Raw genomic sequence first — 22183 nt, forward strand, 5'->3', positions numbered from 1 at the left:
GCCAACATTACTTTTGGCTGGGTTTTTAAAACAAGGTTTTTTTATTTTACGGATTTTAGTTTAGCTATATCAAAAGCATTTTTTGTAGTAATTATCTCCATTGTATTCAAATCATGTCGAAGTTCTTTTACTTCATTTAATACTGCTTGTATTTCAGTATGAAGTTCATCAGCTAAAAGGTTGATTTCATCTTTAGTAGCTAAATTAGTAATCTCATCCTTAGTAACTAAATTAGCGATTTCATCCTTAGTAACCAAATTAGTAATTTCATCCTTAGTAACTAAATTAGCGATTTCATCTTTGGTAACCAAGTTGGCAATCTCATCTTTAGTAACCATGTTATTTTGTATTTGTTCTAGTTGTCCGTTCAAATTCTCTAGTAACTTTAACACCTTATCATCCATGCATTTTCACCCCTTGATTTTTTGTTTTAATAGTTCTTTAGTATTTGACAAATGAAATACCGTCCTTATAAATTGAGTTTCTGTCAGATCATATATGTAAATATATATTATCATTTATTATTTATAATGACAATAATAGTTTTCTACCAAGCTAAATATTCTCCCATGGAGCTAACTTACTAACTTAACAGTTGACACCAATATTTTCCAATTGAAACAAAGTAAAAAAAAACATATAATATTTACGTTAAATTAGCTTTAAAACGGAAGGGAAATTTAAATATGTATAAAAATAAGTATATAAGTGTTAATGAAAAGTTTTGGTTAAGTCATCTGTTTGCTTTTTTATGGATGGTGTTTTCTATTGTAGTATCTATACCTTGGTTAAATGATTTAGCTAGTATAGTAGGTAAACCTATTGCTTTATTAATTATTGCAGGTATAGGGTACATACCTGGGTATATCAATTTGTTTACGTTAGCAAGTTTACTTTTAGATCGTCAACCTGGTTTTAAGACAATAAACCCCTTAGATCCTGTAACAATTATAATAGCTTGTAGAAATGAAGAAAAATGTATAGCGGATACATTATACTATATTAAAAAACAAGATTATGAAGGAGAAATTCATGTTATTATAGTAGATAATGGATCAACTGATAAAACATCAGATATAGCATTGAATACTGGAAGGGATTTAAATTTAAGTTTTGAGATATTATTTGAGGACAACCTTGGCAAATATAATGCTTTAAATAAAGCTTTAGAATATGTAAAAACTGATTATGTAATTACACTCGATGCTGATACATTGCTTCATAAGTCAGCTGTACGTTATATTATTTCACGTATTACATCTTCTCCAGAAGATGTTTGTGCCGTCGCTGGTGCAGTATTAGTACGAAATGGCAGGCGAAATTTGGTAACAAGGCTTCAGGAATGGGATTATTTTTTAGGTATTGCAAGTATAAAGAGAATGCAAGGCTTATACCAAGGTACATTAGTTGCTCAAGGGGCCTATTCTGTTTATAAAACAGAAGCATTAAAAATTGTCGGTGGTTGGTCTAATGCTATTGGAGAAGATATTATATTGACTTGGAATTTTTTAAAAGAAGATATGAAGGTATATTTTGAACCTTTAGCTGTAGCATTTACAGAAGTGCCAACTACTTTAAGGCATCTATATAGACAGAGAAGCCGTTGGGCAAGAGGTATGATTGAGGCTTTAAAGATTATTATGCCATGGAATCATCCAATAAAATATGTACGGTATTTAACAGGTGTGAATCTTGTTATGCCTTATTTAGATATAGTTTATACTTTTTGCTGGATTCCTGGATTGATTTTTGCGTTTTTTGGTAAGTTTTGGATCGTTGGTCCAATGACATTATTCGTTATTCCTATAGCTTTATTACAAAATTACATTCTCTATAGATATCAAAGTGAAGTATTTAAAAATCTCAAATTAAAAATTCGCAAAAATCATTTTGGTTTTATTTTGTATGTTCTAACTTATCAAATGCTTATGAGTCCAATGTCCTTGTTAGGATATATTCAAGAAATATTTCTTTTAAAACGTAATTGGAAGTAAATATTGTTTCAAAAACCAGTCAATGTGAACTTTGACTGGTTTTTGTGTTTTCATTGCAACCTTTTTTGAATATAATAGTCTAAAGGTATAGGGAGGACAAAATGGAGAGGTATATAGAAAAAGAGCTAATAAAAAAACTTAAGAAGGGTAAAGAAGAAGGTTATCAAATAGTGCTAGATACATATGGAGATAGACTTATGAAGACTTGCTATCTAATCCTTAATGATGAAAGAGAATGTGAAGATGTGGTACAGGAAACTTTCTTAAGGGTTTTTAAAAACATTCACAGTTTTAATGAAAAAGCCTCTCTTTATACTTGGATTTACAGGATTGCTATTAATCTATGTAAAGATAGTTTAAGAAAAAGGACCTTCAATCTTCCTTATGATGATGGTCTAGAGATAGAAACATTAGAAACAGTTGAGGATGCTATATCTGATAGCATTGATAGAAAAGTGTTAAGGCAAGAACTATTGAAATTACCACCAATATATAAAGAGGTATTAGTATTATTTTATTTTGAAGGATTGTCCATAAAGGAAATAAGTGAAATTAATGGTGAAAAGGAAGGTACTATTAAGAGTAAATTATCAAGAGGAAGAAATAAGCTTAAAGAATCTCTATTGAAGGGAGGACATTTTGTTGAAGGATAAATTTGATTTAGAACTGAAATCTATAATGGATGAAGAAACTAAAAATGTTTTTATGCCAGATGAACTTAAAAACAGGATTATGGAAGACACCAAAGGTAAAAGTTTAAAAGAAAAGATATCTGCTTTTTTAAATAGATATATAGAGATCCCACTGCCAGCAATACTAGGAGGATTGGCAGCGGTAATGATTATTAATTTAATGCCACTAGTTAAGTTAAATAAAGATATTAATTATAGCGATGGAAAAGTAATTAAAGTTGGCTATTCTGAGATTATAGTTAGGAATGTAAAGGATGTGGATTTACATGAAAAGGATTAGGGTCAAAGTTAAAACTCTAATAATAGTATTGGTTTCTGTAGTTATGATATTTGGACTTATTTTACCTCAAGTTATGTTTAAGATATCTGGTTATATTAGCGATAAGGATAGGGAAAAAGCCATTAAATTTTATAATGTATATTTAAATACCCTATCATTTGGCAAAAAAGATGAAGCACTATACAATATGGCTACTCTTATGGCACCGTGTATAGATACTTATAATATATTTATGGGAATGAGAGGGGGAGAAGGCTACAATATAACCAAAGATAGAGTTGAAGAAGTCATAGGATATTATGAAAATATATTGGACAAATATGGGAAAAGCAAATATTATGCTAAATCTTATAATAATTTGTTGGATATATACACTGGATTAGGGGATATTGATAGTGCTTATGAGTTAATGGACTGGGGAAAGAAATCTTCCAATGAAAAGATAAGATATATTAGCGATTTATTCAGAGCTTTCTATTATTTTGTGGATAAAGAGTATGATAAATCATTAAGTATTGTGGATTATTATATAGATAAAGGTGAGGAAGATAGCAAACTTTATGTTTTAAAAGGACATATATACTTTGCTAAGGAAGAATATGATAAGGCTAAGGAACTTTATAAATTAGTAGACGATATGCCTTATATATATGAAGAAGATAATATTTTGTTTGGCAATCTAAAAAAGCTTTATAGAAGCCGATGGATTGATGAGTTTTCAAAGTATAAGGGAGAACATAAAATAAGAGGTAAGGTTGTAATTGATGGGAAGGGGATACCCTTTGCTCAAATATATGTAAAAGATATATCTAAATCTGGAATTTATGGTTCAGCGGGTAATGAATTTGTTGCAATTACAGATTCCAATGGAGAGTTTGAAACGGTAGGGTTCAAGGAAGGGGAATATGAAATAGGTATAGGGATTAGCCAGCCTTTAGTCTATGATATGGTATATATGGAACAGAATATAAGACGTTTGGATGTATATGAGGACACTGAATATGATTTTAATTTTACTTCTCCTATGGAAATGATAAGTCCTAAGGGTCAATTTGTATTAAAGGATAAGGAAATTACTCTAAAATGGGAGAAAATAGAGGGAGTAGAGTATTACAGAGTTCAAGCTGTAAGCTTTGAAGATTCGAAGGAAAGTAGTGTTACTTTTGCAATTCCTGATAAGTATGGAGAATATGATATAGTAGAAAATCAAGCTACATTAAATTTAGATGTTTTAAAATTAAGTAGTAGAGCGATGTCTTATTCAGGAGAGGAAATGATTGCAAGTCCTCAGAATATATTAGGTACTTTTTATCCACAGAGTAGTGTACCAATAGTAATATCGGCTTATGATAAAGACGGCAATCTTATAAATAGTACATTGCCTATAAAATCTTTCTACGATGATATTACTGTAATAAAAGTTAATGATAGAGAATTGACAAAAGGAGAAAATCTGATACTTCATAAGAAATATGAAGAAGCTGTTAAATATTATGAAGAATTATTGAAGGAAGATACGAATAATAAAGAAGCACTTATGTATCTTTCTAGGATGTATGTTGAAGGATGGAAAAAGGGTACTAAAGATTTGGCTAAAGGAGCAGAGTATTCTTTTAGACTATATGAGCTAACAGAGGAAAAAGATATACTTGGACGTTTGTTATTTAGCTTTGATAGAGATGAGATGGAAAAACATTTAGAAATATTTGAAAAGGTATTTGAAATAATACCTGATGAAGAATTAAATAATGACTTACTTTGGGAAAAAGGTAGATACTATGCCACTAAGGATGATTTCAATAGGAGTAGAGAATACTATGAAAGAGCAGAGACAGACTATATAGACTTAGATGTTATCTATATAGATTTATATAATAGAGAATTTGACAGAGCATTAAACAAACTAAAAGATAATAAACTTAATTTATGGTCAATGAACAAAAGAAATTTAATAACTGGTATAGAAGGACTTAAAGGTATAGATGAAAATTCTAAAGAGTGGATAGAATTTAGTGAATTTCTATACAAGAGCATAAAAAGAAAAGATGAAGAAGATGACTTCAACAAAATTTACAAAAATATAACAAATCCATTCATAAAGATAATCTTAAAAGAAATAGGAATATATTATAGATGGTTATTATAAGTTAGAGGAAGTACTGTTATATTGGGAAAATATTGTGACAGAAGTCGGAGAAAAATTAGATATAGATAATGATGTAATTGATATTTTTAAAACCAACAAAGAATTTAAAACATACATACTTTTAGCTGTGAACCAATATATTCCTTCATTGGATCATTTAATTATTATTGCTATATTATCTTGTGGTGACTACATTAATAAGTGTATGCCCCCGGCACTAACTTACTAACTTTTGGATGAGTTTTAAAAAAACTTAACAAACTTAACACAAATCAATGAAAAATGTATAAAATCCTCGAATATTAGAGGATTTTATATTTTTTTGTAGAATAACATAGGGTGATAAAGTATTATAAAAAAGGCTTTTATCAAAACATTATAAGGAAGCCTTTTTTGAAACCCATTTCGGAAAGTTTTATATTAAGGAAAACTAGAACTTTCCTATGGGTTATAAAAAAACTAAGGGGATGGTTAAATGAAGTTAAAGGGTAAAATTGTATTGTTTACCGTATTGATTTGTATTTTTAGTATTTTATCTGTTTCAATAATTGATTATATGGGATCAATTAAGAAACTAGAAGAAGAAGTTAATGAAAAAGTACAGCTTGAAACTATGAGTATAGCTAAGGATATAGACAAATGGATGGCTATACAAAAAGATACGCTTTATGATGTAGTAGATAGTATAGTTTTTAACAATAATTATGAATATGATTATCTTCATAATTATTTAATAAAAGCTAATGATAGATATCCTGAAAAGGATCATTACATACTTCTTTCGGATGGTTTTTATGCAGATGCAATTGGCTGGGTACCAGATGATGTTAATGATATAGCTACACAAAGCTGGTATACAGAATCCATTGGAAATGATCAGGTTTTTGTATCAGAACCATACTTTGGTCTTGCATTATCTAAGATGGTTGTTACTATTTCCAAATCTTTCAAAACACTTGATGGAAGAGAAGGTTCTGTAGGTTGTGATATTCTTCTCGATAGTTTAGTTAATTTAATATCTTCAGTAGAGGTAGGAGAAGGTTCATATGCATTTTTAATTGATAATGAGGGAAATATTGTTACTCACTTGAATGAGGAATTTAATGCAGGTGAAAATAAATCTACTAATATAAACGATATACTAGGTGGAAAACTTAATAATATACTGGAAAAAGAAAATATGGGTATTAAGGATAGAAAAATTAAAGACTATGATGGAGTCGATAGGTTTTTCTTCTTTGAAGATGTTAAAGAATCTGATTGGAAAGTAGGAGTTGCTGTTTCAGTAGACCATACTGTAGGAGCTATTGACAATACTATTCACAATACAATATTGGCAACAATAATAGTGTTGATAGTAACTATTATTTTATCTTTGTATATTTCCAATTCAATCACAAAACCAATAGTTAAAACAGTAGCAATTGCTGAAAACATAGGAAATTTGAATCTATTAGACAAAATAGATGAAAAGGATCTAAACAGAAAAGATGAAATAGGTCAAATGTACAAATCCTATCAAAATATAATTGATAAACTAAAGGTATTTATGAAGGATATGGAAGAATCTATTCTCACTAACCAACAGGTATATGAAAATACTATAGAAAAATTAAACTATTTAGTAAATCAAGCAGAAGACACCTCAGCAACTACGGAAGAATTGTCAGCAGGAATGGAAGAGACATCGGCAACGGTCATATCTATAAATGAATCTGCCAATGAAGTAGATAATGCTATTTCAGATTTTACAGAAAAAGTAGAAGAAGGTGCAATTACTTCAAGTGAAATAAGCTCAAAGGCAGATGTGTTAAGTAGTCAATTCAATAAAGCAAGGAACAATACCAAGGGTGTATATGCAAGTACAAGGAAAGAAATAGAAAATGCTATAAAGTCTTCAAAAGAAGTAGAAAAGATAAATGTATTATCAAATGCCATATTAGAGATAACCGATCAAACAAGCCTACTTGCATTAAATGCAGCTATAGAGGCGGCAAGAGCAGGAGAATCAGGAAGAGGGTTTGCAGTTGTAGCAGATGAGATTAGAAAGCTAGCAGAAAACTCCAATTCAACTGTAGTAGAAATCCAAGCTGTAACTGAAAGTATAACAAAGGTTGTAAGCCAATTGGTAAACAATACTACTAAATTAATAAACTTCTTAGAAAGTGATATAATGGGTGACTATGAAATGGCAGTAGATGCTGTAGCACAATACAAGGATGATGGTTCTTCACTTAACAATATTATCTCAGATGTGTCAGCAACATCAGAAGAATTAGCAGCTTCAATAAATCAAATATCCATGTCCATGAACGATATATCTATAACAGTAGAAGAATCAACAACTGCAACAACCAATATAGCGAATATGAATATGAACATAGTAGAAGCTATAAATAATATAAATGACATAATGGAAAAGAACAAAGAAGTATCAGACAAGCTAGAGGAAATAGTTTCTCAAGTTAAATTTTAACAATTTAAGTATATGCCCCCCGCACTAACTTACTAACTTTTGATTCAAATTAAATAATAGTAATTAAACCCAGCGTGGAGATATCTAGTGAGAGGTTTATTTCCTTAGTTGGGTTTTTTTATGTAATTAATTAATGAATTTTAGCTAGATGTCGATATATATTAACAGAGTATATTTTTTATATTAAAAGAAAGGATGGTTAAATGAAACTGAAAGGAAAAATAGTATTATTCACCGTACTAATATGCGTTATTAGTATTTTATCTGTATCTATTATTAACTATGAATTGTCAATTAAAAAATTAGAGGAGGAGGTTAATGACAAAGTTCAACTTGAAGCTATGGGTATAGCCAAAGATGTTGACAAGTGGATGGCATTGCAAAAGGATTCTATTTATGAAGTAATAGAAAGTATGGTTATTAGTAATGATTTAGAATATGAATTTATTCGAAATTTTTTAGACAAGGCTGTTCAGAGAAATGCAGGAAATGCTTACTTTTTATCATTTTCTGACAAATCTTTTGTATCTGCATCAGGATGGATTCCTGACAGTAGCTATGATCCTACATCTAAGGACTGGTTTATTGAAGCTATTGATAATGATGATTTTTACATATCTGAGCCCGCTATAGATGCGAGGACCGGAGAAATGGTTATCACTATATCTAAGTCTTTCAAGACCCTTGATGGAAGAACTGGCGTTGTAGGTAGTGATATTAATATTGATTATTTAGTTGATCTTATCTCTTCAGTAGAAGTTGGAGAAGGTTCATATGCGTTTTTAATGGATGATAAAGGGAATATTGTCACTCATGAGAATGAAGAGTTTAAGCCTAGCGAAGATGCTTCTATAAATGTTAATGATGTTCTAGGTGGAAAACTTAATAATATAATTGAAAAAGAAAATATGGGTATAAGAAGTAGAAAAGTTAAAGACTATGATAAAGTAGATAGATTTTTCTTCTTTAACGATGCATTTGAATCTAATTGGAAAGTAGGAGTTGCTGTTTCTGTAGACCATACTGTAGGAGCTATTGACAATGCTATTCACTACACAATATTGGCAACAATAATAGTATTGATAGTAACTATAATTTTATCTTTGTATATTTCCAATTCAATCACAAAACCAATAGTTAAAACAGTTGCAATTGCTGAAAACATAGGAAATTTAAATCTATTAGATGAAATAGATGAAAAGGATCTAAAGAGAAAAGATGAAATAGGACAAATGTACAATTCCTATCAAAATATAATTGATAAACTAAAGGTATTTATGAAGGATATGGAAGAATCTATCCGCACTAACCAACAGGTATATGAAAATACTATAGAAAAATTGAACTACTTAGTAAATCAAGCAGAAGATACCTCAGCAACTACAGAAGAATTGTCAGCAGGAATGGAAGAAACTTCAGCAACAACTATATCCATAAATGAATCAGCAACTGAAATAGACAAGGCTATTGCAGATTTTGCAGAAAAAGTAGAAGAAGGGGCAACTACCTCAAGTGAAATAAGTACTAAGGCAGATACATTAAGTAATCAGTTCAATGAAGCTAAAGATAATACCAAGGAAATATATGCTAGTACAAGAAAAGAAATAGAAGATGCAATAGAATCCTCCAAGGAAGTAGAAAAGATAAATGTATTATCAAATGCCATATTAGAGATAACCGACCAAACAAGCCTACTTGCATTAAATGCAGCTATAGAGGCAGCAAGAGCAGGCGAAACAGGAAGAGGATTTGCAGTTGTAGCAGATGAGATTAGAAAGCTTGCAGAAAACTCCAATTCAACTGTAGTAGAAATTCAGTCTGTAACTGAAAGCATAACTAGAGTTGTAAGTCAATTAGTAAACAATACTACTAAATTAATAAACTTCTTAGAAAGTGATATAATGGGTGACTATGAAATGATGGTAGAGGCTGTAGAACATTATAAGGATGATGGTTCTTCACTTAACAATATTATCTCAGATTTGTCAGCAACATCAGAAGAATTAGCAGCTTCAATAAATCAAATATCCATGTCCATGAACGATATATCTATAACAGTAGAAGAATCAACAACTGCAACAACCAATATAGCGAATATGAATATGAACATAGTAGAAGCTATAAATAATATAAATGACATAATGGAAAAGAACAAAGAAGTATCAGACAAGCTAGAGGAAATAGTTTCTCAAGTGAAATACTAGTAGAGTAACCCAGCTAAGGGATGTAAACTTTGGCTGGGTTTTGATATCTAAAAAAACAATAATAAAACAATATCTTATTGAATTTTTCTATAGTAGTTATTTAAGTTAATCTATAATGATATAATATCCTTGGAAAATTAATATGAGGGGGATATGATAATGGCTGACTACAGAGATATGTGGAAAGATTTAAATGTGGATTTAGAGAAACATGATCAATTATGTGAGATCCTTCCAGAATTATATGGAGAAACCTATTTGACACAGGAAAATAGGCCAGAAGGGATGAACTATTTTAATTATGTAGTAGCAGAAGTTCATGGCGCAAGAATTCAAGAACTTGAAGAACATAAGAAAAATGGTCGTAAGATAATAGGTACATTTTGCGTATTTGTTCCTGATGAAGTAATATTAGCAGCTAATGCTGTTAGTGTAGGACTATGTGCAGGAAGTCAATTCTGGATTGAAGATGGAGAAAGAGTACTACCAAGGAATCTATGTCCATTAATCAAAGCTTTTACTGGTGCAAAGATAGGCAGGACTTGCCCATATTTCCAATCTTGTGATTTATTGGTTGGGGAAACTACTTGTGATGGAAAGAAAAAAGCTTGGGAAGTGTTAAAGGATTATACTCCTGTTCATGTAATGGAATTGCCTCAAATGAAGAGACCCCAAAACTATGAACAATGGGCAGAAGAGATAAAATTATTTATTGAAAGAATAGAAGAACTTACAGGGAACAAGGTAACAGTTGAAGGATTACAAAAGGCTATAAAGTTAAACAATAGAAAGAGAAGAGCATTAAAGAGATTGTATGATCTAAGAAAAAATACTCCAACTCCTATTAGTGGATTAGATGTGTTACTAATTTCACAAATAGCATTTTATGATGAACCTGAAAGATTTATAGAAAAGGTAAATGAATTATGTGATGAATTAGAAGAAAGAGTTAAAACTATGAAACCTAATGGAAAGAAGAGAATAATGATAACTGGTACACCTATGGCATTACCAAACTGGAAGATGCATTCAATAGTGGAAGGATTAGATGCTGAAATAGTATTAGAAGAAACTTGTACAGGTACTAGATATTTTGAAAATGAAGTAGCTGAAGATGGAGAAACATTAGATGAAATCCTTAAGAATTTGGCAGATAGATACATGGGTGTAAACTGTGCCTGTTTCACTCCTAATGATGGAAGAATAGATGATATATTGAAATATGCAAAAGAATATAATGTTGATGGAGTAATAAACTATAACCTATCTTTCTGTCATACTTATGCAATTGAATACAGCCAAGTAGAAAAAGCATTGAAAGAAAAAAATATACCAGTAATGATGATAGAAACAGATTATTCAACGGAAGATACTGGTCAAATTAAAACAAGGGTTGAAGCATTTTTGGAGATGATTTAATTTGCAAAGAAACTACATTCTTTTTAATAATCACACCAATGGATTGAAGCTAGAATCATTTCTTAAGAAGAATAATATAAAATATACCATATCACCTACCCCGAGAAAACTATCGACAAGCTGTGGTATATCGATTATGTATAAAAAGGAAGATGAACAAAAGATAAAAAAGATAGTCAAAGAAAATGATATAGAAGTAAAAGGATTTTATACAATATAAAAAAGACTCAGCCGCATGAACATAATTGTGGCTGGGTTTTGATATTTTTATTTATCAAATTTTTGAGAAAAAAGAAGGATTATATATATTAATGTAGAATAATATATTAAGAATAAAAATCAGAAAATTCTTTAAAATCAGAAAGGAGTGATATATATGAAGTTAAAGGGGAAAATAGTATTATTTACAGTACTAATATGTGTTGTTAGTATTTTATCTGTATCTATTATTAACTATGAATTGTCAATTAAAAAATTAGAGGAGGAGGTTAATGAAAAGGTTCAAATTGAAACTATTGGCGTTGCTAAAGATATAGATAAGTGGATGGCAATGCAAAAAGATTCATTATATGAAATATCAGAGAATATGATTGTTAATAATAATTTTGAATATGATTTTGCTCGTGATTATTTAAAGAAAGCTGGCGAAAGAAATTCTGGCAATTTATATTATATGTCTTTTTCTGATAAAGAGTTTATAGATGGGTCAGGGTGGATACCAGATAGTAGCTTTGATCCTACATCTAGGGATTGGTATGTTGAGGCTATTGGAAATAATGATTTCTATATATCAGAACCTTATGTAGATGCGAGAACAAAAGGTATGGTTATTACTATTTCAAAGGCTTTTAAAACACTTAGTGGAAGAACTGGTGTTGTAGCTAGTGATATTCAAATTGATTATTTAGTTGATCTTATTTCTTCAGTAGAAGTTGGAGAAGGTTCATATGCGTTTTTAATGGATGATAAAGGTAATATTGTCACTCATCAAAATGAAGAGTTTAAAGCTAGTGAAGATGCTTCTATAAATGTTAATGATGTTCTAGATGGGAAACTTAATAATATAATTGAAAAAGAAAATATGGGTATAAGAAGTAGAAAAGTTAAAGACTATGATAAAGTAGATAGATTTTTCTTCTTTGGAGATGTTAAAGAATCTAATTGGAAAGTAGGAGTTGCTGTTTCTGTAGACTATACTGTAGGAGCTATTGACAATGCTATTCACTACACAATATTGGCAACAATAATAGTATTGATAGTAACTATAATTTTATCTTTGTATATTTCCAATTCAATCACAAAACCAATAGTTAAAACAGTTGCAATTGCTGAAAACATAGGAAATTTAAATCTATTAGATGAAATAGATGAAAAGGATCTAAAGAGAAAAGATGAAATAGGACAAATGTACAATTCCTATCAAAATATAATTGATAAACTAAAGGTATTTATGAAGGATATGGAAGAATCTATCCGCACTAACCAACAGGTATATGAAAATACTATAGAAAAATTGAACTACTTAGTAAATCAAGCAGAAGATACCTCAGCAACTACAGAAGAATTGTCAGCAGGAATGGAAGAAACTTCAGCAACAACTATATCCATAAATGAATCAGCAACTGAAATAGACAAGGCTATTGCAGATTTTGCAGAAAAAGTAGAAGAAGGGGCAACTACCTCAAGTGAAATAAGTACTAAGGCAGATACATTAAGTAATCAGTTCAATGAAGCTAAAGATAATACCAAGGAAATATATGCTAGTACAAGAAAAGAAATAGAAGATGCAATAGAATCCTCCAAGGAAGTAGAAAAGATAAATGTATTATCAAATGCAATATTAGAGATAACCGACCAAACAAGCTTACTTGCATTAAATGCAGCTATAGAGGCAGCAAGAGCAGGGGAAACAGGAAGAGGATTTGCAGTTGTAGCAGATGAGATTAGAAAGCTTGCAGAAAACTCCAATGCAACAGTAGTAGAAATCCAAGCTGTAACCGAAGGAATAACTAAAGCAGTAAGTCAATTAGTAAACAATACCACTAAATTAGTGAACTTCTTAGAAAGTGATATAATGGGTGACTATGAAATGATGGTAGAGGCTATAAGTCAATACAAAGATGATGGTTCTTCACTTAACAATATTATCTCAGATTTGTCAGCAACATCAGAAGAATTAGCAGCTTCAATAAATCAAATATCCATGTCCATGAACGATATATCTATAACAGTAGAAGAATCAACAACTGCAACAACCAATATAGCAAATATGAATATGAACATAGTAGAAGCTATAAATAATATAAATGACATAATGGAAAAGAACAAAGAAGTATCAGATAAGTTAGAAGAAATAGTTTCACAAGTGAAATTTTAACAACTTAAGTATATGCCCCCGGCACTAACTTACTAACTTTTGATTCATAACTTAAACAAGATTAAGTATGTTTTAAATAACTTAATCTTGTTTAAGTTATTTATATTAGGATATAATAAAGATAAAAGTAATTGAAGATGGTGATAAAATGGAATTTATAGGTAGGGAATATGAACTAAATAGTCTTGAAAAATTATATAGAGAAGATACTTTTCAATTTGTAGTTATGTACGGAAGAAGAAGGGTTGGAAAAACTAGACTACTAATGGAGTTTTGCAAAGATAAAAATTCTATATTTTTTGTAGCAGAAGAATACAATGACAAAGTCGCTTTGGAAAAGTTCTCAAAAAAAATATTAGAACATTTCCACATGGATAAATGGGTTCAAGGTTTTGACTCTTGGGAGAAGGCTTTTTTATTTCTTAATGAAAAAGCAAAAGAAGAACCATTAGTACTTATAATAGACGAATTTCCATATATAGTTTCAGCAAATCATTCTATTCCTTCTCTTATGCAAAATTTAATAGATCATCAATTAAAGGATAGAAAATTGTTTATAGTTGTATGTGGTTCTTCTATGAGTTTTATGGAAAAAGAGATTCTTTCTTATAAAAGTCCTCTTTATGGAAGAAGAACAGCTCAAATTAAAATAGAACCTTTTAATTTTTTTGATAGTATAAAATTTTTCCCTGATTATGGTCTAGAAGATAAAGTAATAGCTTATGGGATTGTTGGAGGTATACCACAGTATTTATTGAAGTTTAAGGATGTATTTTCTATTGAACAAAATATAAAAGAACAAATATTAGATAAATCAAGCTATCTTTATGAAGAACCAGCTACTCTTTTGAAGCAAGAACTTAGGGAGCCAGCTTTGTATAATTCAATTATCGAAGCTATTGCTACAGGAAGTTCTAAGCTAAATGAAATAGCTACAAAGGTTGGAGAGGATAGTTCAAAAACTTCTAATTATATAAAATCACTTATTGAACTTGAGATTGTAGAAAAGGAAGTTCCTGTAGGAGAAAAGAAAAACAGTAGAAAAACAATTTATTCTATAAAGGATCCCCTTTTTAGATTTTGGTATAGATTTATTTTTAATAATATAGGACTTATAGAGCAAGAAATGATTGACTATGTATATGAAGAAAAAATTTCACCTCAATTAAATGATTTTTTAGGAAATACATTTGAAAGTATCTGTGTAGATATTTTAAAGTCTAAAAACAAAAGTATGGAATTGCCTTTTGTTTTCGAAAATATAGGGAGATGGTGGGGGAATAATCCTATTATGAAGAGAGAAGAAGAAATAGATATACTGGCAATATCTAAAGATAATGCATTAATTGGTGAGTGTAAGTGGAGAAATCAGCTTTTAGATATGAGTGTTGTCAACTCATTAATAGAAAAATCTCAAGCATTAAGGTATAAAAACAAATATTATGTATTTTTTTCAAAATCAGGATTTACAGAAGAGGTTATAAGTTTTTCAAAGCATAATAAAAAAATTATGTTGATAAACAATATTCTCACCTAGCACTAAATTACTAACTTTTGAAAAGGGCGATTTATATGACTGTAGAATATTTTGAACTAAATAATAGAAGATATCTTGGTAACAAATATAGACTTATACCTTTTATTAAAAAGCTTGTTAAGGAAAACTGTAAAAATTGCAACTCTTTTTTTGATGTTTTTAGCGGAACTGGAGTGGTGGCAGAAGCTTTTAGTGAATATAATTTGATTACCAATGATTTGCTATATAGTAATTTCATAAATCACTATGCTTTCTTTTCTAGTGATGATTTTGATAAAGAAAAGCTTATTAGATTTATTGATAAATGGAACAATATTTCCAATATTAAAGAAGAAAATTATATGTCTATTAATTTTGGAAATAAATATTTTAGCAATGAGGTTGCTAGAAAGATTGGCTATATTAGAGAGGAAATTTCTAAATTAGGTAAAGATAAGGAGATCAATAAAAGGGAAGAGTGTATACTTATCACTTCATTGATATATGCAATGGATAAAATTGCAAACACTTGTGGTCATTATGATGCCTATAGAAAGTCTAAAAAATATAATGATGATTTAGTGTTGAAATTCCCAAATATTAAGAAGTGCAAGGACAACAATAAGATTTATAATACTGATTCAAATAAACTTGTTAGAAAAGTTAAAGCTGATATAGCATATATTGATCCACCATATAATTCAAGACAATATTCAGACACATATCATCTACTAGAAAATGTGGCAAGGTGGGAAAAGCCAGAAGTATATGGTGTAGCTGCTAAGATGGATAGGACTAATATCAAGAGTGATTATTGTACAAATAAGGCTTTCGAAACATTTAAAGATTTAATTGACAAAATAGATGCAAAATACATTATTGTCTCCTACAACAATATGGGTAAAAAAGGGGATAGCAGGTCAAATGCAAGGATTACAGATGAAGAAATATTATCTATTTTGAGAGAAAAGGGAGAAGTTCAAGTGTTTGAAAAAGAGTACAAAGCATTTACAACCGGAAAATCTGAAATTGATAATAACAAAGAAAGGTTATTCTTATGTAAAAAATTAGTTGATATAGCTTCTCCATTAAATTATACTGGTGGTAAGTACAAACTATTAGAACAAATAAAACCACTATTTCCTCAAAAATTTGACACTATGATTGATCTATTTTGTGGGGGCTGTAATGTTGGCATTAATGTAGAGTGCAATAATGTGAAGTTTATTGATAGTGAGCCACGATTAATAAGATTATTTAATGCATTTAAAACACATTCGAAAGAAGAAATACTAAGTCAAATAGATAGTATAATCAGTGACTTTCAATTATCTAATTCTCGCAAATATGGTTATGGCTATTATAATTGTAATAGTAGCAGTGGATTGGGGAAATATAACAAGGAAAAATATATGCTGTTGAGAGATAAGTATAATAGTAGGCAGGAAGATAACTTTTATCATGATATGGTATTATATGTTTTGATAGTATTTGGTTTCAATAATCAAATGAGATTTAATAAAAGTGGTGAATTTAATCTTCCTGTTGGGAAGAGAGATTTTAATTCAAGGATGAGAGAAAAACTTATCAATTTTATTGATAGAATTCAAAGTAATAATTATGAATTTATAGCAAAAGATTTTTCAAATATTAAGGCTCAAAATATTGAAAAGTCAACTTTTGTATATGCTGACCCCCCTTATCTAATAACTACTGCTAGTTACAATGAACAAGGTAAATGGAATGAAAAACATGAAAAAAAGTTACTACGATTTTTAGATGATTTAAATGATAGGGGCATTAAATTTGCACTATCTAATGTAGTTGAAAATAAGGGTAAACGCAATGAAATTCTAATAAATTGGACTATTTCAAATAGAGATAAATATATAGTTCATTATTTAAACAATGACTATTCAAATTCCAATTATCAAACTAAAAATAAAGATAAAAATGCTACAGTAGAAGTATTGATTACAAACTATTAGCCCCCGGCACTAACTTACTAACTTTTGACTTAATAAATAAATGAAAGGATTTGATAAATATGAATAAAAACAGTACAGAAGTTGCAAAGGCTGCTATTAGATTGGCAGTATCTACTAGAGAAGAGGAAAAAGCTATAATAGAAGAGCTTGAAAGCAAAGGTGTAAAATCTGCAGCGGTAGACATAGGTGGAGATTTGGTCAATTCTATACCTAAGATTATTGAAAGAGCATTAGTTGCTTCAAAGAAAACTGGAATTATCAAAGATGTACATGTTCATGAAGGAGCAGTGGCTGGAGCAGCAAAGGATGCTATTAGTCAAGTTAATTCAAAGGCACTTGGCCTTAACTTTGGAGGAAAATTAGGTATAGCTAGATCAGGGGAACATGTGGTAGTATGCCTATTTATTAGCATAGGCCTTCTTCATTTGAATGATTTAGCAATAGCAATAGGACATAGATCTATTCCAATAATAGATTAAAGTGATAAATTAGTATTGACAATTACTAATTTTCTTATTATAATCAAATCATTATATTTTTGTAGATAGCCATGAGGCTAAGGGTAGCAAGGTAGATTAGTAGGATGTAGTTTAAAAAACAATATTAGGAGGATGGTAGCATGGTAGGGAAAAAATACCACACCAGTCTAAGTACATGCTTAGGCTTTATTTTGTTATTTGCAATTGTCTTATCTTTAAGTGGATGTGAAAAATCAAATTCCACAGAAAGTTCCAAGGAAATGATTTCAATTGGCATTAGTCAAATCATTGAAAATCCCGTGCTGGATTTAGCTAGGGATGGATTTGTTGATGCCCTAAATGAAAATGGCTATGAAGATGGTAAAAACATTAAAATTGATACTCAGTTTGCTCAAGGGGATATGGCGTTGACTATAACAATATCCCAAAACTTTGTATCTCAAAACAAAGATTTAATCCTTGCAATTTCTACCCCATCAGCTCAAGCAGCTCTACAATCAACTAACAAAACACCAATTTTATTTACAGCAGTTACAGATCCTGTGTCATCAGGATTAGTAAAGGATTTAGAATCTCCAGAGGCCAATATAACAGGAACTACTGATTTGGTTCCTATGGAAAAACAGCTTAAATTAGGAAAAACACTTTTCCCTAATGCAAAAAAAGTAGGGGTTCCATACAATACTAGTGAGATAAATTCTCAAGTTCAAGTAGAATTGGCCATAAAAGCAGCTAAAACTTTAGATCTTGAAATAGTAGAAATACCTGTCACAGTTTCTTCAGAGATAGAGCCAGCTCTTAGTGGAAAGATCAAAGATGTAGATTTTTTATTTCTCCCATCAGATAATTTAATAGCATCTAGTATGTCTATTATTACTAAGGTAGCACTAGATAATAGTGTGGGAACTATTGGTGTAGATGAACCTATGGTTAAAAATGGCGCATTAGCTTGTGAGGGACTTAATTATTACAAATTGGGATACCAAACAGGGCTTATGGCTATAGAAATAATAGAAGGAAAAGATGTTAGAGATATACCTGTTTCTAATATAGAGGAAACTGAACTTACTATAAATAGTGAAATGGCAGAGAAGCTAGGAATTACATTGCCAGAAAATATTTCAAATGAAGCAGTAATTGTTGAAGGAGGTAACTAATATGAGTAGTTTTGCAATTGGAATCCTTCAACAAAGTTTAATATTTTCTATTGCGGTTATGGGAATATATATAAGCTATAGCATACTAAAATTTGCTGACCTCTCTGCTGATGGTAGCTTTACTTTAGGTGCAAGTGTATCAGCAATACTTATTACCAGAGGAATGAATCCTTATATTTCATTAATTTGTGCTATGCTGGCAGGTTTTGCAGCTGGAATGGTTACAGGATTATTAAATGTTAAGCTAAAAATACAAGATATACTTTCAAGTATTTTGGTAATGGTAGGGCTCTATTCTATAAACTTAAGAATAATGGGAAAAGCAAATCTTCCGCTTTTCAATCAAGATAGTATTTTTAAAGATAAAAATGCTTTATTAGTAGCTATTATAATTGCAGCTATTTGTGGATTGTTCTTTACATTATTCTATAAGACTAAGTTAGGATATCTACTGAAAGGCATTGGGGACAATGAAAATATGATTGTATCTTTAGGGATCAATACAGGAACTATAAAGATATTTGCCCTAGCCCTTTCAAATGGATTTATAGCACTGTCTGGAGGAATATTGGCTCAATATCAAGGATTTAGCGACATTAACATGGGAACTGGGACTATGATTATGGGACTTGCTTCTATTATTATCGGTTATAATATATTGTTTAAAAATGTAAGGGTTTTAAATAGTAGTCTAATGTGCATAATGGGCACTATCATATATAGAACAAGTATAGCACTAAGTTTGAAGGTAGGGTTTAACCCTAGTGATTTAAAGCTAATTAGTTCAGTTATTGTTATTATTGCTTTGACTATTGGTAATGGAAAACAAATTATAAAAGATTCATTGAAGTTAAAAGAGGTAGGTGGGAATAATGCTTAAACTTGAAAATATATCAAAAACCTTTAATAGAGGAAGTATTAATGAACAATGTGTATTTGAGGATTTCTCTATAGATATTAATGATGAAGAATTTATAACTATAATAGGAAGTAATGGAGCAGGGAAATCTACCCTTTTAAACATTATTTCAGGAAAGACTAAGGTTGATAGTGGGAGAATAATGTTAAATGGTTCTGATATTACAGAAGAAAGGGAATATGAAAAATGTAAGATTATATCTAGAATTTTTCAAGATCCGTCTCTGGGAACGAATCCATCTATGACTATTTATGAAAATTTATCTATGGCAAAAAACAAAGGGGAAAAATTTGGATTAAGTTTTCTCGTAGATAAAGGTGACGAGGAGTACTTTAAGGAAATATTGGGAGTTCTTCATTTAGGTCTTGAGGATAAGCTGCATACTCCTGTATCACAACTTTCGGGAGGACAAAGACAATCCTTAGCACTTATCATGGCAGTATTAGGAGAGCCAAAGCTATTATTGCTTGATGAACATACAGCAGCTTTAGACCCAAAGACTAGTGAAATAGTAATGGATACAACAGAGAGAATAGTTAAGGAAAAGGGACTTACTACATTGATGATTACCCACAATATAGATCATGCTATTAAATACGGAAACAGACTAATAATGCTCCATAGAGGAAATATAGTAATAGATATATCGGGAGATATGAAAAAATCTATAACAAAAGAGGAGTTATTATCACTTTTTAAAGATATAAGTGATAAAAACTTGTTTAGCTAACTTTTAGCCATGGTAATTTTACTAATTTTACCGTGGCTATTTTCATGTTATAATAAGTTAAAGAATGAGGTGATAATGTGTACAAGATTCTTATAATTGAGGATGACAGGGCTCTTTGTGACAATGTAAAAGAGGGAATTATTAAATGGGGTTTTGATACGGTTTCTATAGAAAATTTTGAGAATATATTAGAAGAGTTTGCAAAACTCAATCCTCATTTAGTATTAATGGATATAAATCTTCCACATTTTGATGGGTTTTATTGGTGCAAAAAGATAAGGAATATGTCAAAAGTTCCAATTATATTTTTATCTTCAAGGGATAGTAATATGGATATAATAATGGCAGTGAATATGGGCGGTGATGATTTTGTCACAAAACCATTTTCTATGGACATATTGTTAGCAAAAATCCAAGCTATACTTAGAAGGACTTATTCCTATGGAGAAAATGAAGGTCAAATAATAGAGTGTGATGGAGCTATTTTAAATATAAATGATGGAACATTGACCTATGACAACAAAAAAATAGAGCTTACTAAAAATGAGTTTAAAATACTTCAATTACTTATGAAAAATAGAGGGAAAATAATATCAAGGGATAGGATTATGAGAGTGCTTTGGGAAAGTGAGTATTTTATAAGTGAAAATACATTGACGGTAAATGTAAATAGGCTTAGAAAAAGGCTTGAAAATGTGGGACTTAAAGATTTCATAGTCACTAAAAAATCTCAAGGATATATGATACCATGAGCTTCTTTAAATATCTAAAAGACTCACTTTGGAGAATTCTATATTTCATAGTAATAATATTAATAATTAACTTGATACTATTAAGTAGTACAGCTTTGAATAGATCTATATCTGATATTATTTATATGAATATACTCATATTTTCTGTTTCATTAATATTTTTAATAATAGCTTATATAAAATGGAGAAATACTTATAAAGATATTAGAAAGGCTCTCTGTAATAAGGAAAATATTGATAGATTACTCCCAAATGGCAATAAACTAGAACAAGCACTTATGAGGGAAATAATAGATTTCAAAAATGAAGAAAAGACAATAGAAACTAGTAAACTGAAAGAGGATTTACAAGAGATACATGACTATATAACAAAATGGGTTCATGAAATAAAAATACCCCTATCAGTATGTGAGCTCATAGCTGACAAAATTGAGGAAGAAGAACTATATGATATATCAGGGGAACTTAGGCAGGAACTAGAGCGGATAAATTTTCTTACTAGCCAAGTATTATATACTAGCAGGGTTTCAAGTTATTCTGAGGATTTTATAATAGAAGAAATAAATATTGATGGATTAGTCAAAAGTGTAATCAAAAATAATATTAATGCTTTTTTATCAAAAAAGATAGAAGTCGTAATAGATGACTTGAATTATAATGTATTTACCGATAGCAAATGGACTTTTTATATATTAGATCAAATAATCAATAATGCTTGTAAATATGTAGATATCCATGGGAAAATTGAAATCTCTGCAGAAGAAGATGATGAAAGTGTTATACTTTCTATAAAGGATAATGGAATGGGTATTCCTACTAAAGATATAGAAAGAATTTTTGACAGAGGATTTACAGGGGACAATGGAAGAAAAACTACAAAATCTACAGGCATGGGACTTTATATAGTAAGAAAGATTGCAATTAAGCTTAATATAAAAATAGAAGTAAGTTCTAAAGTTTCACAGTACACAGAGTTCAAAATAATATTTTATAAAATAGCTGATTATTTCAATGTGACAAAGATGTAATATTGCTATCCATATTGTCACCATAA

19 protein-coding genes are annotated in these 22183 nt (G+C 30.0%); 18 read left to right on the forward strand and 1 reads right to left on the reverse strand.

Annotated elements, in window-relative coordinates:
- Positions 1–41: 41 nt before the first annotated feature.
- Entirely contained in the window at positions 42–404 is a 363-nt protein-coding gene (locus BQ9840_RS09655; protein WP_077369587.1) for a hypothetical protein, read from the reverse strand.
- A 282-nt stretch (positions 405–686) separates the two neighbouring features.
- On the opposite strand from BQ9840_RS09655, the gene BQ9840_RS09660 reads away from it, so the two are divergent.
- The 18 genes from BQ9840_RS09660 to BQ9840_RS09745 all read left to right on the forward strand — a co-directional run bounded on the left by BQ9840_RS09660 (position 687) and on the right by BQ9840_RS09745 (position 22157).
- Positions 687–1994, forward strand: a complete 1308-nt coding sequence (locus BQ9840_RS09660) for a glycosyltransferase family 2 protein (RefSeq protein ID WP_077369588.1) — start codon at positions 687–689, stop codon at positions 1992–1994.
- A gap of 101 nt (positions 1995–2095) precedes the next feature.
- Positions 2096–2647 carry an RNA polymerase sigma factor gene (locus BQ9840_RS09665; protein WP_077369589.1) on the forward strand — a complete coding sequence of 184 codons (552 nt, stop codon included), beginning with the start codon at positions 2096–2098 and terminating at the stop codon, positions 2645–2647.
- On the forward strand, positions 2637–2966 hold the full coding sequence (locus tag BQ9840_RS09670) for a hypothetical protein (RefSeq protein ID WP_077369590.1): 330 nt from the start codon (positions 2637–2639) through the stop codon (positions 2964–2966). Before BQ9840_RS09665 ends, BQ9840_RS09670 begins: the two co-directional genes overlap by 11 nt.
- Positions 2953–5112: a hypothetical protein gene (locus BQ9840_RS09675; RefSeq protein WP_077369591.1), complete on the forward strand. Its 2160-nt coding sequence runs from the start codon at positions 2953–2955 to the stop codon at positions 5110–5112. The genes BQ9840_RS09670 and BQ9840_RS09675 overlap by 14 nt, the downstream gene beginning before the upstream one ends.
- 34 nt (positions 5113–5146) lie before the next feature.
- Entirely contained in the window at positions 5147–5341 is a 195-nt protein-coding gene (locus BQ9840_RS09680; RefSeq protein WP_077369592.1) for a hypothetical protein, read from the forward strand.
- Positions 5342–5587: 246 nt separating this feature from the next.
- Positions 5588–7588: a methyl-accepting chemotaxis protein gene (locus BQ9840_RS09685; protein WP_077369593.1), complete on the forward strand. Its 2001-nt coding sequence runs from the start codon at positions 5588–5590 to the stop codon at positions 7586–7588.
- Positions 7589–7791: 203 nt separating this feature from the next.
- Positions 7792–9792 (forward strand): methyl-accepting chemotaxis protein, encoded by a 2001-nt coding sequence (locus tag BQ9840_RS09690; protein WP_077369594.1) that lies wholly within the window; start codon positions 7792–7794, stop codon positions 9790–9792.
- Positions 9793–9951: 159 nt separating this feature from the next.
- Positions 9952–11211 carry a double-cubane-cluster-containing anaerobic reductase gene (locus tag BQ9840_RS09695; protein WP_077369595.1) on the forward strand — a complete coding sequence of 420 codons (1260 nt, stop codon included), beginning with the start codon at positions 9952–9954 and terminating at the stop codon, positions 11209–11211.
- Between the two features lies 1 nt (position 11212).
- Positions 11213–11431, forward strand: a complete 219-nt coding sequence (locus tag BQ9840_RS09700) for a DUF3343 domain-containing protein (protein WP_077369596.1) — start codon at positions 11213–11215, stop codon at positions 11429–11431.
- A gap of 156 nt (positions 11432–11587) precedes the next feature.
- Positions 11588–13588: a methyl-accepting chemotaxis protein gene (locus BQ9840_RS09705; protein ID WP_077369597.1), complete on the forward strand. Its 2001-nt coding sequence runs from the start codon at positions 11588–11590 to the stop codon at positions 13586–13588.
- Positions 13589–13736: 148 nt separating this feature from the next.
- The gene (locus BQ9840_RS09710; RefSeq protein ID WP_077369598.1) at positions 13737–15125 is read left to right on the forward strand and encodes an ATP-binding protein; all 1389 of its coding nucleotides are present in this window, start codon (positions 13737–13739) and stop codon (positions 15123–15125) included.
- Positions 15126–15160: 35 nt separating this feature from the next.
- Positions 15161–17092 carry a Dam family site-specific DNA-(adenine-N6)-methyltransferase gene (locus tag BQ9840_RS09715; protein WP_077369599.1) on the forward strand — a complete coding sequence of 644 codons (1932 nt, stop codon included), beginning with the start codon at positions 15161–15163 and terminating at the stop codon, positions 17090–17092.
- Between the two features lie 59 nt (positions 17093–17151).
- Positions 17152–17571 carry a HutP family protein gene (locus BQ9840_RS09720; RefSeq protein ID WP_077369600.1) on the forward strand — a complete coding sequence of 140 codons (420 nt, stop codon included), beginning with the start codon at positions 17152–17154 and terminating at the stop codon, positions 17569–17571.
- Positions 17572–17711: 140 nt separating this feature from the next.
- Positions 17712–18728, forward strand: a complete 1017-nt coding sequence (locus BQ9840_RS09725; RefSeq protein ID WP_077369601.1) for an ABC transporter substrate-binding protein — start codon at positions 17712–17714, stop codon at positions 18726–18728.
- A 1-nt stretch (position 18729) separates the two neighbouring features.
- Entirely contained in the window at positions 18730–19608 is an 879-nt protein-coding gene (locus BQ9840_RS09730) for an ABC transporter permease (RefSeq protein WP_077369602.1), read from the forward strand.
- On the forward strand, positions 19601–20377 hold the full coding sequence (locus BQ9840_RS09735; protein ID WP_077369603.1) for an ABC transporter ATP-binding protein: 777 nt from the start codon (positions 19601–19603) through the stop codon (positions 20375–20377). Before BQ9840_RS09730 ends, BQ9840_RS09735 begins: the two co-directional genes overlap by 8 nt.
- A gap of 77 nt (positions 20378–20454) precedes the next feature.
- Positions 20455–21129 (forward strand): response regulator transcription factor, encoded by a 675-nt coding sequence (locus tag BQ9840_RS09740; RefSeq protein WP_077369604.1) that lies wholly within the window; start codon positions 20455–20457, stop codon positions 21127–21129.
- 71 nt (positions 21130–21200) lie between these two features.
- Entirely contained in the window at positions 21201–22157 is a 957-nt protein-coding gene (locus BQ9840_RS09745) for a sensor histidine kinase (RefSeq protein WP_234978644.1), read from the forward strand.
- Positions 22158–22183 lie beyond the last annotated feature (26 nt).

The organism is Anaerosalibacter sp. Marseille-P3206 (genome assembly GCF_900155565.1).
Taxonomy (GTDB): Bacteria; Bacillota; Clostridia; order Tissierellales; family Sporanaerobacteraceae; genus FUHM01.